Here is a 12,907-nt window from a genome sequence, read left to right as displayed (position 1 = left end):
TGCGGAAGCGCCGCCTGACGGCCCAGTTGACACTATTTTTCCCTTAGTCCGAGAGCCCACGTCGCCGCACCGCAACAAATCTGTCACGTGTTTGGGGCAGCTCCCGCCGCTCCGGCAGCGCGAATCGCGCGGCTGTGGCGATGGACTTCATCGACCAGTTCGGCGACGTTTTCCGGCGGCGTGAACTGCGAAATGCCATGACCAAGGTTGAAGACGTGACCGGGATGATTGCCGAAGCTGTCGAGTACCGCACGCGCTTCGATACGAATCGCCGAGGGTGGCGCGAACAGCACCGACGGATCGATATTGCCTTGCAGGGCCACCCTGCCGCCGACCCGCTCGCGGGCGCGGGCGAGATTCACCGTCCAGTCGAGGCCAACCGCGTCGACGCCGGTGGCCGCAATCTCGTCGAGCCACAAGCCGCCGCCCTTCGTGAAGGTGATGACCGGGACTTTCTCGCCGTCGTGATCGCGTTTGAGCTGGCTCACGACCTGCGCGATGTAGTGCAGTGAGAAACGTTGGTAGATGCCGTCGGCCAATGCTCCGCCCCAGGTGTCGAAAATCATCACCGCTTGCGCGCCGGCTTCGATCTGCGCGTTCAGGTAAGCGGCCACGGACCTGGCGTTCACCTCCAGAATCCGGTGCATCAGATCTGGACGGGCGTACAGCATGGATTTCACGGTGCGGAAGTCGGCCGAGCCGCTGCCTTCGACCATGTAGCAGGCGAGCGTCCACGGGCTGCCGGAAAAGCCGATCAGCGGCACGCGCTGACGGCCTTGCGCATCCGTCAGCGCCTTGCGGATCTCGCTCACCGCGTCGGTCACGTAGCGCAGCGTGGCGCCGATATCCGGCACGGCGAGGCGCGCGACGTCGGCCTCAGTGCGCACAGGATGCGCAAAGCTGGGACCTTCGCCGGCCACGAACTCCAGCCCCAGGCCCATGGCGTCGGGCACCGTGAGAATGTCGGAGAACAGGATGGCCGCGTCGAGCGGATAGCGCTCGAGTGGCTGCAGCGTCACTTCAGTCGCGTACGCCGGGCTCTTCGCGAGGCCAAGAAAACTACCTGCACGAGCGCGCGTCGCGTTGTATTCCGGCAGGTACCGGCCGGCCTGACGCATCAGCCAGATCGGCGTGTAGTCGGTCGGCTGACGCAGCAGCGCGCGCAGGAAGGTGTCGTTGAGAAGGTTATGGGCCACGTTGCGTACGACTGAAGGCAAAGGGGCATTTTACCGGACGCAGCGCGGCCGATCCCGCATCTTCGTTGATCGGGGCAATAACGGTCCGCTATGGCGTTGTCCCGCGACCGGCCGTCCGGCTAATGTTCAAGGGCGGACTGGCAGGCTATGATCAGCGGCCTTATGTGGCAATGACGGGATTCGAGGAGATCCGATGAGAAAGGCAGCATGGATTCTGGCTTTGGCGTTGCTCGCTGGTGCAACCGGGACGGCGAACGCGCAGAGCGCGGCGGGCTCGGCCGCTACGGTTGGCGGCAACAGTACGTCCACAGCACCCTCGCGCCTCGACGAGATTCTCGCGCGCGGTACGCTGCGCGCCTGCACGACCGGCGACTACCGGCCGTACTCCTTCTACAAGGGCGACGGGCAGTTCGAAGGAATCGACATCGACATGACCGAATCGCTCGCGAAATCGCTGGGTGTGAAGGCTGAGTACATCAAAACGTCGTGGTCCAACCTGATGAACGACTTTGTGGCGAAGTGCGATATCGCTGTCGGTGGCGTCTCGCCATCGCTCGAACGGCAAAAGCGCGCGTTTTTCACCCGGCCGTATATGGTCGACGGCAAGACGCCGATCGTGCGCTGCGATGACGTGAACAAATATCAGACCGTCGCCGAGATCGATCAACCCACGACCCGCGTCATCGTCAACCCCGGTGGTACAAACGAGCGCTTCGCGAGGCAGTTTTTCCCGCACGCGAACCTTACCGTGTATCCAGACAACGTGACGATCTTCAAACAGATCCTCGCCGGCAAGGCGGATGTGATGGTGACTGACGCGTCGGAAACGTTGCTGCAACAGAAACTCAACCCTGGCCTGTGCTCTGTTCACCCTGACAAGCCGTTCCAGTACGGAGAAAAGGCCTGGTTGCTGCCGCGCGGTGACGTGGTGTTCCAGCAATATGTCGACCAATGGTTGCATCTGGCGCAAGCTAGCGGCGAATACCAGGCAATCTCCGATAAGTGGTTGAAGTAGCGCGGTCCAATAAGCGACGCGCATCGACACAATCCTGTAACCGCGTATCTGCACGTAAGTCGATAGGGAATTGCGCGATTGACACCCTCGGCTGCGCGGTCCGACCCGCGCAACGAGCCGGCCGGATTTGAGCGTGCGCCGCAGCGTTACAGGTGCGTTCATCACGCGGGCGCCAAGGTTAATGGCGCCGAATCGGCCATCTGGCCGCTATCCGGCGGGCGTGGCGCAACCCCGGCCGTGGTTTCATGCGGTGAAGTCTGAATCAGTTGCGCTGCACGGAGCGCCGCGGAAGCATCAATTGAACCCGAGTAATGATGGTCAAAGGCATCGGTAGAAATTACGTTTTAAACAGCTTTCAATGGCAATAAGACCCGCGAAGCCTTATCTGGCGGGCGTTACAACCTGAAACACTTTGTTACCGTCATACCGGACTTATTCGCCCACAATGCTTTTCAACGGTTTCAACACGGATGTGGCTGGGTGCGTGGTGTGAGCGGATACGATGCACTTGCCGGTCGGCGTCACGCCGAAGCCCTGGAAAGGGGCATCCCTGCTGGGGCCGTGGTCGACGCGTAGAGCGTCCACCCAGTCGGTTCCTCCAATGGTCTCCTCGCGCTAACCCCGTAGCGTGTGGTTTTTAGCGGGCTCCAGGCCCGCTTTTTTTTTGTTTAGCCAAACGTTTGCGCGCTGGTCTGGTGAGCTCTACCCGGGCTGCTGCTAGTCAGGTTTCGCGAACGGTTGCGCCTCCCCCTCAAACACGGCGGCCCCACGACAATGCGTGGCGCCGCCGTTGTCGTTTCAGGCGGTCTTGTCTTTCCGGATCTTCAACTCTTCGATCATCCGTTCGCGCATCACGAATTTCTGTATCTTGCCGGTGACCGTCATCGGCAGCTCATCGACGAAGCGGATGTATTTCGGCACCTTGTAGTGGGCTATCTGGCTACGGCAGAACTCCTGCACTTCCTCGGCGCTCGCCTGTTCTCCGGCGTGCAGCACGATCCACGCGCACACTTCTTCCCCGTACTTCGCGTCCGGCACGCCAAACACCTGAACGCTCTGGATCTTCGGATGGCGGAACAGAAACTCTTCGATCTCGCGTGGGTAGATGTTCTCGCCGCCGCGAATCAGCATGTCCTTGAGGCGGCCGACGATATTGCAGTAACCGTCGGCGTCGAGCGTCGCCAGATCGCCGGTGTGCATCCAGCCGTCGACGATGCTTTCGTGCGTCTTCGCCTCCTCGCCCCAGTAGCCCTGCATCACCGAGTATCCCTTTGTACATAGCTCGCCGGTTTCGCCGACCGGAACGACGTTGCCCAGCGCGTCGATGATCTTGACTTCGAGATGCGGCTGGATACGCCCCACCGTCGAGGTCCGCTTGTCCAGCGGATCAGTCGTCGAACTCTGGAAAGACACCGGGCTGGTTTCCGTCATGCCGTAGGCGATCGTGATTTCGGCCAGATGCATCTTCGACACGACCTTCTTCATGGTCTCGATCGGGCATGGCGAGCCGGCCATGATGCCGGTACGCAAACGCGTAAGATCAAAACGCGCGAACTCCGGATGATCCAGTTCTGCGATGAACATGGTGGGAACGCCATGCAACGCCGTGCATCTTTCTTCGGCGACGGCTGCGAGTGTCGCAGCCGGATCGAAGGCTTCGCCGGGAAAGACCATGTTCGCGCCGACCGACACGCAGGCCAGCACCGCCAGCACCATGCCGAAGCAGTGATAGAGCGGCACGGGAATGCAAAGGCCGTCCTCTTCCGAGAGCTCCATCGCCATTGCAATATAGCGTGCGTTGTTGACGACGTTGCGGTGCGTGAGCGTGGCGCCCTTCGGGTTGCCGGTCGTGCCGCTGGTGAACTGGATGTTGATTGGATCGTCCGCGGACAAGGTGGCATCGATCGCATCCAGTTTTACGGAGTCGAGCGTGGCGCGGCCCTGCTCGATCACGTCGGAGAAACTCAGCATGCCCGGCATCCCCAGGTCGCACATGCGGATCACGACACGCAACTCCGGCAAGCGCGCCGCATGCAGATCGCCGGGAGCGTGCGTGGCAAGTTCGGGCGCCAGCTCTTGCAGCATCTGCAGATACATCGACGACTTGAAACGTTCTGCGACGATGATGGCCTTGCATCCGACCTTGTTTAGCGCGTACTCGAGTTCGGCCAGCCGGTATGCGGGATTGATATTGACCAGTACGGCCCCGATGCGCGCCGTCGCGAATTGCGTGAGTAACCACTCGACCCGGTTCGGCGACCAGATGCCGACACGGTCGCCTTTGCCGATGCCCAATGCGAGCAAACCGGCCGCGAGCACGTCGACCTCTTGCGCGAAAACCGCCCACGTCCAGCGGATGCCCTGCTCGCGGAACACCACGGCAGGTCGGCCGCCGAAGCGGCGCGCCGTGTCGCGCAGGAATCGTCCGACCGTCGCGTCGCTCAGCGGGATATCGGTCGAACCACGGACGTAGGAGAGCCCGTTCATTGGCTTGATGAGTGCCGCTCGACCTGACGCTTGCGTTGCCATGGCGTTGTCTCCGTGAACGGATGCTCGCTCTGTTATGCACCCCCATCAGGATTGCCGCTGCACGCGGGCCCGAGAGGGTCGGGAAATCTTCCGACGGCCTGGCGGTGTTTCTGCGATTTCTGCGAATTGTTGCTGCCGATTGTGCCACCGGGGTATGTCCGCGCGGCATCAAGTGTTACCCGCAGGCAAGCTCGTCGAGTCACGAGCCTGAGCTCGCTTCCCTTGCCGTAAACGTCAATCGCAGTCGAAAAAAAAGCAGCCTCTCGGCTGCTTTTCCTTAATGCGCTTGCGGCTCGCTCAATTCTGACCACGCAACTTGCGCAGACGCTGGATCGCAGCGAGCTGTGCCGTCGCATACGCGAGCTCCGCCTGAGCGGTCGCGTATTCGAGGTTCGAGCCCGTGTTTTGCAGCGCTTCTTCTGCACGCTTGCGCGCGTCTTCGGCCTTAGCTTCGTCAAGATCCTTGCCGCGGATAGCGGTGTCGGCCAGAACCGTCACTGCACCCGGTTGAATCTCAAGAATGCCGCCGGCGACGAACACAAACTCTTCTTCGCCGTTTTCAGCTTCGATGCGCACTGCACCCGGACGAATCCGCGTGATAAGCGGCGTGTGGCCCGGCAGAATGCCGAGTTCGCCCGCTTCGCCAGGCAGCGCCACGAATTTCGCCTGGCCCGAGAAGATTTCCTCTTCCGCGCTGACGACGTCTACTTTAATGGTTGCCATATCGACTCCTGTGCCGACCAAAGTTAGCGCCTTAGCGCTTACTTCGGTCCCATGCAAAGCTCGACGAGGGTAGCGCCTTGGCGCTCGCTCTCGTCCCATGCAAGGCGGGTTGAGCGTATTACGAGGCGCCGGTTTCGCAAAAGCTACCCTGAAGGTAGTGCTTGCGAGCGGACCGACGCCCGCTTCGTTACACCCGACCGTTACTGGATCTTCTTGGCCTTTTCGAAGGCTTCGTCGATCGTGCCGACCATGTAGAACGCCTGCTCCGGCAAATGATCGCACTCACCGCCCACGATCATCTTGAAGCCGCGGATCGTTTCCTTCAGCGGCACGTACTTGCCCGGCGAGCCCGTGAACACTTCAGCGACGTGGAACGGCTGCGACAGGAAACGCTGGATCTTACGAGCGCGCGCCACGGCGAGCTTGTCTTCCGGCGCCAGTTCGTCCATGCCCAGAATCGCGATAATGTCGCGCAGTTCCTTGTAGCGCTGCAGCGTTTGCTGCACGCCACGCGTGATCGAGTAGTGCTCTTCGCCGATCACGTTCGGGTCGATCTGACGCGAGGTCGAATCGAGCGGGTCGACTGCCGGGTAGATACCCAGCGAAGCGATGTCACGCGACAACACGACGGTTGCGTCAAGGTGGCCGAAGGTCGTAGCCGGCGACGGGTCGGTCAAGTCATCCGCAGGGACGTACACAGCCTGCACCGACGTGATCGAGCCAGTCTTGGTCGACGTAATACGCTCTTGCAGCTTGCCCATTTCTTCAGCCAGCGTCGGCTGATAGCCCACTGCCGACGGCATACGGCCGAGCAGTGCCGACACTTCGGTACCGGCCAGCGTGAAACGGTAGATGTTGTCGACGAAGAACAGCACGTCCAGACCTTCGTCGCGGAAATGCTCAGCCATCGTCAGACCGGTCAGCGCGACGCGCAGACGGTTACCCGGCGGCTCGTTCATCTGGCCGTACACCAGCGCGACCTTGTCGAGAACGTTCGAGTCCTTCATTTCATGATAGAAGTCGTTCCCTTCGCGGGTACGCTCTCCAACACCGGCGAACACGGAGTAACCACCGTGTTCCTTGGCGATGTTGTTGATCAGTTCCATCATGTTCACGGTCTTGCCCACACCGGCGCCACCGAACAGACCCACTTTACCGCCCTTGGCGAACGGGCAGATCAGGTCGATAACCTTGATGCCTGTTTCGAGCAGTTCCGTGGACGGCGACAGTTCTTCGAACGCCGGAGCCTTCTGGTGAATACCGCGCGTCACGTCCGAGTTGATCGGACCGGCTTCGTCGATCGGACGGCCCAGCACGTCCATGATCCGGCCGAGGGTCGGCTTGCCGACCGGCACGCTGATCGGCTTGCCCGTGTTCTTCACCGTCGTACCGCGGCGCAGGCCGTCGGATGCACCCAGACAGATGGTACGAACGACGCCGTCGCCCAGCTGCTGCTGGACTTCGAGAGTCAGTTCCGAACCGTCGAGAATGAGCGCGTCGTAAATCTTCGGCATGTGGTCACGCGGGAATTCCACGTCGATCACCGCGCCGATGCACTGTACGATCTTGCCTTCTACCAAAGCAGTAGTACTCATCGCTTTTCCTTTAGATACTCAATTCTTCACTCGCGCAAAGGCGCAGTTTGTAGCGCTCGCCCTGAGGCGCGCCTGACCGTGATGATCAGACCGCCGCAGCGCCGCCGACGATTTCCGACAGTTCTTTCGTGATCGCTGCCTGACGGCTCTTGTTGTACACGAGCTGCAGTTCGTTGATGACCGTCTTCGCGTTGTCCGAAGCGGCCTTCATTGCGACCATCCGTGCCGACTGCTCCGACGCCATGTTTTCCGCGACGGCCTGATAGACCAGCGCTTCCACATAACGCACGAGCAACTCGTCCACCACCGCCTGTGCGTCCGGCTCGTAGATGTAGTCCCACGACGTGTTCGGCGTCGTGCCCTCGTCTTCCTTGCGCTCGAACTGGTCTGCCGACAGCGGCAGCAGTTGCTCGATCACGGCTTCCTGCTTCATCGTATTGACGAAGCGCGTGTACGCCAGGTACACCGCCGAAATCTTGCCTTCCGAGTACATGTCGAGCTGCACTTTCACCGCGCCGATCAGCTTCTCGAGGTGCGGCGTGTCGCCCAGCGCCACCACGTTCGAGGCGACCTTCGCACGCAGGCGGTTCAGAAAACCGAGGCCCTTGCCGCCGATCGCCGTTGCTTCGATCGTCTTGCCCTGGCCTTCCAGTTCCTTGAACTTCTGCAGTGCGGCGCGCAGCACGTTCGTGTTCATACCACCACACAAACCCTTGTCGGTCGTGACGAGGATCATGCCGGCCGTCTTTGCGCCGTCGTTCGACACCATGAACGGGTGACGATACTCAGGGTTCGAACGGCTCATGTGCGCAGCGATGTCGCGGACCTTGTCGGCGTACGGGCGAGCAGCGCGCATGCGCTCCTGAGCGCGGCGCATCTTCGATGCGGCCACCATCTCCATCGCTTTCGTGATCTTGCGCGTGTTTTGCACGCTCTTGATCTTGCCGCGAATTTCCTTCATTCCAGCCATTGCTTGCTCCTTTGTCGGCCCGAGTTACCGCTTTAGCGGTTACTCGGGTCCCATGCAAAGCTTCGGCCCGAGCTACCGCTTTAGTGGCTACCCGGGTCCCATGCAAAGCGATCGAAGCGGCGCGGGGGCATTCACATGCGGCCCGCGCCGCTTCAAGGTCCGTTTATGCCTTGCGGGTCACTCGCGGATCAATAAGCGCCGGACTTCTTGAAGTCTTTGACGGCCGTATGCAGCAGGCCTTCATCGTCCTTCGAGAGTTCCTTGGTGTCTTCGATGCGCTTGATCAGGTCAGCGTGCTTCGACTTCAGGTAATCACGCAGGCCCTTTTCGAACGGCAGCACTTGCGCGACTTCCAGATCGTCGAGGTAACCGTTGTTCGCAGCGAACAGCGCGATTGCCAGTTCCCACACCTGCAGCGGCTGATACTGCGGCTGCTTGAGCAGTTCCGTCACGCGGCGGCCGCGTTCCAGCTGCTTGCGGGTAGCTTCGTCGAGGTCCGACGCGAACTGCGCGAACGCAGCCAGCTCACGATACTGCGCCAGGTCGGTACGGATACCGCCCGACAGCTTCTTCACGACCTTCGTCTGAGCCGCACCGCCCACACGCGACACCGACACGCCGGCGTTAATTGCCGGGCGGATACCTGCGTTGAAGAGGTCGGTTTCCAGGAAGATCTGGCCGTCGGTAATCGAGATCACGTTCGTCGGAACGAAGGCGGTCACGTCGCCTGCCTGCGTTTCAATGACCGGCAGTGCTGTCAGCGAACCGCTCTTGCCCTTCACTTCACCGTTCGTGAACTTCTCGACGTACTCTTCCGAGACGCGAGCCGCACGTTCGAGCAGACGCGAGTGCAGATAGAACACGTCACCCGGGTAAGCTTCGCGGCCCGGCGGACGGCGCAGCAGCAGCGAGATCTGACGGTATGCCCAGGCTTGCTTGGTCAAGTCGTCATAAACGATCAGCGCGTCCTGACCGCGGTCGCGGAAGTATTCGCCCATCGAGCAGCCGGCGTACGGTGCGAGGTATTGCATCGCAGCCGATTCCGAAGCCGAAGCAGCGACCACGATGGTGTATTCCAGCGCGCCGGTTTCTTCGAGCTTGCGGACCACGTTCATGATCGACGAAGCCTTCTGGCCGATCGCGACGTAGATACAGAAGAGGTTCTTGCCCTTCTGGTTGATGATCGCGTCGACAGCCACAGCCGTCTTGCCGCACTGGCGGTCGCCAATGATCAGCTCGCGCTGGCCACGGCCAACCGGCACCATGGCGTCGATCGACTTCAGGCCGGTCTGGACCGGCTCCGACACCGACTTACGCCAGATCACGCCCGGGGCAATCTTTTCGATTGCGTCGGTCTTCTTCGCGTTGATCGGGCCTTTGCCGTCGATCGGGTTGCCGAGTGCATCGACCACGCGGCCGAGCAGTTCCGGACCCACCGGCACTTCGAGAATGCGGCCCGTCGTCTTGACGATGTCGCCTTCCGAAATGTGTTCGTATTCACCCAGAATCACGGCGCCGACCGAGTCGCGCTCGAGGTTCAGCGCGAGACCGAAGGTGTTGCCCGGGAATTCGAGCATTTCGCCCTGCATCACTTCCGACAGGCCGTGAATACGCACGATACCGTCGGTCACGGAGATCACGGTGCCCTGGTTGCGAACGTCTGCGCTCGCTTCAAGGCCCTGGATCCGGCTCTTGATCAGCTCGCTGATCTCAGAGGGATTGAGTTGCATTATTCGCTCCTGATAGTCAATTCTGTTGCGTGCCAGCCGCTTCAGCGCCTTAGGCGCTTCAGGCCGTCAGAGCCGTTTGCATGCTGGCAAGCCGCGCGCGGACCGAGGTATCGAGCACTTCATCGCCGACTGTCACGCGCACACCGCCGATCAGCGACGAGTCGACCTCGACCACCGGCTTCAGCTTGCGCTTGAACTTGCGTTCGAGACTGGCGACGAGTTCATCCAGCTGCGCGCCTTCGAGCGGGAATGCGCTGACGATCAACGCATCAGCCGCTCCTTCGCGCGCGTTCTTCAACTCTTCGAACTGCGTGGCGATTTCCGGCAGCAGCGGCAGACGGTGGTTGTCCACCAGCATTTGCACCAGATTCTTCGCTTGCGCGTTGTCCTTGAGCGGCGACTTGACCGCGGCCAGCAGCAGATCGCTGACCTGGGCGCGGCTTACTTTCGGGCTCGTGGCGATCGACAGCACTTCGGGCAGATGCGCAACCTGTGCCAACTCCTGCACGAACGTGGACCAGGCGGCGACGTCACCAGCTTCGGCCACGCCAAACAACGCTTCTGCGTACGGACGGGCGATGGTTGCAAGTTCGGCCATGATCAGAGCTCGGCTTTCAGTTGATTCAGCAGGTCAGCATGCGCTGCCTGGTCGACTTCGCGCTTCAGGATCTGTTCAGCGCCCTTGACCGCGAGAGCAGCGACTTCGCCGCGCAGCGCTTCGCGCGCCTTGACGACCTGTTGCTCCGCGTCCGCCTTCGCTTGCGCGAGGATGCGAGCGGCTTCAGCTTGTGCCTGGGCCTTGATTTCGTCAGCCAGCGTCACTGCGCGCTTTTCGGCGTCAGCAATACGTTGCTGGCCGTCGTTGCGTGCCTGCGCCAGTTCCTGGTCGACGCGCTTGTGCGCGGCTTCCAGTTCTGCCTTGCCCTTCTCAGCAGCAGACAGACCTTCGGCGATCTTCTTCGCGCGCTCGTCGAGGGCGTTGATCAACGGCGGCCACACGAACTTCATCGTGAACCACGCGAGGATCAGGAACACGACCATTTGCGCAAACAGGGTTGCGTTGAGATTCACGGTGTTTCCTTAAACGTTGCTAGTTCGGAAAGTGAAACGGCAAGGCGCTCATCGATTCTGTATTCGATCAGCGCCAAGTGCCCGTTCCGCCCTGCGCCTTCACCAGTTATAGCTCAGGCGCAAACTTCCGAGGAACCTCAGCCTGCCAGCTTCGACAGCAGCGGGTTCGCGAACGCAAACAGCATTGCCACACCAACGCCAATCAGGAACGCCGCGTCGATCAGACCAGCCAGCAGGAACATCTTGGTTTGCAGCGGGTTCATCAGTTCCGGCTGACGAGCGCATGCCTCAATGTACTTGCCGCCCATCAGGCCGATACCGATACAGGCGCCGATTGCACCCAGGCCGATGATGATGCCGATACCGATGGCGGTCAGACCCTGGATGTTGGCGATGAAAGCTTGCATGATCACTCCTTTGTGAAAAGTCTTTTTGGAACTGGTTGGAACTAGGATTTAAAAAACTAAAAAGCTAAGGCAATTCGTTGTTCGACAGCGCAGGTTAGTGCGTATCGTGTGCCTGGCCGAGGTACACCAGCGTCAGCATCATGAAAATGAACGCCTGCAGCAGCACGATCAGAATGTGGAAGATTGCCCACACGCTGCCGGCGATCACGTGGCCGATGAAGCCAAGCACCGTCGTGTCCGCGCCGAAGCTCCAGATGCTGCCCAAGAGAGCAATCAGCAGGAACAGCAGTTCGCCCGCGTACATGTTGCCGAACAGCCGCATGCCGAGGGAAACCGTCTTTGCGACGAACTCGATGATGTTCAGTGCCAGGTTCGGGATCCACAGCAGCGGATGCGCGCCGAACGGAGCGGACAGCAGTTCATGAACGAAGCCGCCGGCGCCCTTGATCTTGAAGTTGTAGTAAATCATCAGCACGAACACGCCGAGCGCGATGCCGATGGTGCCGTTCAGGTCGGCCGTCGGCACGATGCGGTGGTGCGGGATGACTTGCGAAAGACCAAGCCAGCCGATCACGCGGCCCGGCAGGTCGACGGGGATGAAGTCGAGCGAGTTCATCAGGGCAACCCAGACGAACACGAACAGTGCGAGCGGCGCAATGAAGGTGCGGCTGCCGTGGATCATCGACTTGGACTGATCTTCGACCATCTCGACCAGCATCTCGATAGCGCACTGGAAACGACCCGGCACGCCGGCGGTCGCTTTACGTGCAGCGAGATGCAGGATGAAGATCGTGGCCAGACCGCAAACGATCGACCAGAACAGGGTGTCCAGATTCCAGACGTGAATATCGAAAATCGACGTCTGGTGCGCGGTGGAGAAGTTCTGCAAGTGGTGCGCGATGTACTCGGACGGATCCATCGCGCGCGTTCCTTCGCTAGCTGCCATATCGTTAATGCCACCCAAATTGTCGAAAATCAGTTCGGGCTGTTCCCGCCGCAACACTCTATTGCGGGAACACGCCGGCGCAGGTCATGTCATACCCGCGCGCCTTTTTGCCGGCGCCGCGCGCCAGCCAGTATTTTTTGCGTTACTTCACCGCTCACCGCCAGGCAAGCGCGATCCAGTATGTCTTCAATGCAATGAGGTAAGTCACGAGCAGCGGCACCCAGCGTACGTCGTGATACCAGAAAGCGATGGCTACAAACATCGCGATCGTTGTCCCCATCTTGAGCGCTTCGCCGATCATCCAGCTCATGACTGTTTCGGCGCCGCTCAGTGTTCTAAGGCGTGCCGCGAACATCGCGCCCGGCACCCAGCAGATCGCTCCCCCCAGGAACGCGGACAGCGCAGCAGCGCCCGGCGGCTTGTAGAACAGCCACCACACCAGCGTAGCACCCAGGGACAAAACCATTTGCGCCGCCACGACCTTGAACGGCGTGACGCGCGATGGACGACTCACATTCGGACCGAACAGCTTCTCTGCTTCAGCCCGCGTGAGCGGAACGATATTGTTATCTTGCTGCTCGGCATCCCACGCGTCGTCATGCGTAACGTGCTGGCCGGACGTGGCGGAAAACGTGCGTTCTGCGCGGCCTTCGTCGCGCCGATTTTGGGGCGCTTGATTCGACGTTTTAAGCGCCATCGCAGTATTCCGGAAGTCTCGTGCCGCC

At 60.7% G+C, this 12,907-nt stretch carries 12 protein-coding genes; 1 reads left to right on the top strand and 11 read right to left on the bottom strand.

Features of this window, described 5'->3' with window-relative positions; all coding sequences use genetic code 11:
• Positions 1-83: 83 nt before the first annotated feature.
• Entirely contained in the window at positions 84-1,196 is a 1,113-nt protein-coding gene (gene hemE / locus P3T20_RS21225; protein ID WP_429287709.1) for a uroporphyrinogen decarboxylase, read from the bottom strand.
• Between the two features lie 193 nt (positions 1,197-1,389).
• Here hemE and P3T20_RS21220 point away from each other — a divergent pair, with 193 nt between their 5' ends.
• Positions 1,390-2,211 (top strand): transporter substrate-binding domain-containing protein, encoded by an 822-nt coding sequence (locus tag P3T20_RS21220; RefSeq protein ID WP_074262933.1) that lies wholly within the window; start codon positions 1,390-1,392, stop codon positions 2,209-2,211.
• Between the two features lie 798 nt (positions 2,212-3,009).
• Here the strand turns inward: P3T20_RS21220 and P3T20_RS21215 are convergent.
• The 10 genes from P3T20_RS21215 to P3T20_RS21170 form a co-directional block, all read right to left on the bottom strand.
• Entirely contained in the window at positions 3,010-4,740 is a 1,731-nt protein-coding gene (locus P3T20_RS21215; RefSeq protein ID WP_429287708.1) for an AMP-binding protein, read from the bottom strand.
• A 297-nt stretch (positions 4,741-5,037) separates the two neighbouring features.
• Positions 5,038-5,463, bottom strand: coding sequence for a F0F1 ATP synthase subunit epsilon (locus P3T20_RS21210; protein ID WP_074262935.1), 426 nt, complete (start codon positions 5,461-5,463; stop codon positions 5,038-5,040).
• 200 nt (positions 5,464-5,663) lie between these two features.
• Positions 5,664-7,058, bottom strand: a complete 1,395-nt coding sequence (gene atpD, locus P3T20_RS21205) for a F0F1 ATP synthase subunit beta (protein ID WP_074262936.1) — start codon at positions 7,056-7,058, stop codon at positions 5,664-5,666.
• Positions 7,059-7,143: 85 nt separating this feature from the next.
• Positions 7,144-8,028: a F0F1 ATP synthase subunit gamma gene (gene atpG, locus P3T20_RS21200; protein WP_074262937.1), complete on the bottom strand. Its 885-nt coding sequence runs from the start codon at positions 8,026-8,028 to the stop codon at positions 7,144-7,146.
• 188 nt (positions 8,029-8,216) lie between these two features.
• The gene (gene atpA / locus P3T20_RS21195) at positions 8,217-9,758 is read right to left on the bottom strand and encodes a F0F1 ATP synthase subunit alpha (protein WP_429287707.1); all 1,542 of its coding nucleotides are present in this window, start codon (positions 9,756-9,758) and stop codon (positions 8,217-8,219) included.
• 58 nt (positions 9,759-9,816) lie between these two features.
• Positions 9,817-10,356, bottom strand: coding sequence for a F0F1 ATP synthase subunit delta (locus tag P3T20_RS21190; protein WP_074262939.1), 540 nt, complete (start codon positions 10,354-10,356; stop codon positions 9,817-9,819).
• Between the two features lie 2 nt (positions 10,357-10,358).
• A complete protein-coding gene (locus P3T20_RS21185) occupies positions 10,359-10,829 on the bottom strand; it encodes a F0F1 ATP synthase subunit B (protein WP_074262940.1) in 471 nt (156 codons plus the stop codon).
• A gap of 137 nt (positions 10,830-10,966) precedes the next feature.
• Positions 10,967-11,236 carry a F0F1 ATP synthase subunit C gene (gene atpE / locus P3T20_RS21180; protein WP_007180033.1) on the bottom strand — a complete coding sequence of 90 codons (270 nt, stop codon included), beginning with the start codon at positions 11,234-11,236 and terminating at the stop codon, positions 10,967-10,969.
• Between the two features lie 94 nt (positions 11,237-11,330).
• A complete protein-coding gene (gene atpB / locus P3T20_RS21175) occupies positions 11,331-12,182 on the bottom strand; it encodes a F0F1 ATP synthase subunit A (protein WP_074265883.1) in 852 nt (283 codons plus the stop codon).
• A 154-nt stretch (positions 12,183-12,336) separates the two neighbouring features.
• Positions 12,337-12,879 (bottom strand): ATP synthase subunit I, encoded by a 543-nt coding sequence (locus tag P3T20_RS21170; RefSeq protein WP_074262941.1) that lies wholly within the window; start codon positions 12,877-12,879, stop codon positions 12,337-12,339.
• Between the last annotated feature and the right edge of the window lie 28 nt (positions 12,880-12,907).

It is taken from the genome of Paraburkholderia sp. GAS206C (assembly GCF_050435645.1).
GTDB lineage: Bacteria > Pseudomonadota > Gammaproteobacteria > Burkholderiales > Burkholderiaceae > Paraburkholderia > Paraburkholderia phenazinium_B.
Note: the sequence above shows the minus strand (reverse complement) of the source record. Positions and strands in the feature narration are given on the sequence as shown.

Excerpts from the sequence above, each read along its gene's own strand:
- P3T20_RS21220 (WP_074262933.1), top strand. The coding sequence starts at position 1,390 with ATGAGAAAGGCAGCATGGATTCTGGCTTTGGCGTTGCTCGCTGGTGCA.
- P3T20_RS21215 (WP_429287708.1), bottom strand. The coding sequence starts at position 4,740 with ATGGCAACGCAAGCGTCAGGTCGAGCGGCACTCATCAAGCCAATGAAC.
- P3T20_RS21210 (WP_074262935.1), bottom strand. The coding sequence starts at position 5,463 with ATGGCAACCATTAAAGTAGACGTCGTCAGCGCGGAAGAGGAAATCTTC.
- atpD (WP_074262936.1), bottom strand. The coding sequence starts at position 7,058 with ATGAGTACTACTGCTTTGGTAGAAGGCAAGATCGTACAGTGCATCGGC.
- atpG (WP_074262937.1), bottom strand. The coding sequence starts at position 8,028 with ATGGCTGGAATGAAGGAAATTCGCGGCAAGATCAAGAGCGTGCAAAAC.
- atpA (WP_429287707.1), bottom strand. The coding sequence starts at position 9,758 with ATGCAACTCAATCCCTCTGAGATCAGCGAGCTGATCAAGAGCCGGATC.
- P3T20_RS21190 (WP_074262939.1), bottom strand. The coding sequence starts at position 10,356 with ATGGCCGAACTTGCAACCATCGCCCGTCCGTACGCAGAAGCGTTGTTT.
- atpE (WP_007180033.1), bottom strand. The coding sequence starts at position 11,236 with ATGCAAGCTTTCATCGCCAACATCCAGGGTCTGACCGCCATCGGTATC.
- atpB (WP_074265883.1), bottom strand. The coding sequence starts at position 12,182 with ATGGCAGCTAGCGAAGGAACGCGCGCGATGGATCCGTCCGAGTACATC.
- P3T20_RS21170 (WP_074262941.1), bottom strand. The coding sequence starts at position 12,879 with ATGGCGCTTAAAACGTCGAATCAAGCGCCCCAAAATCGGCGCGACGAA.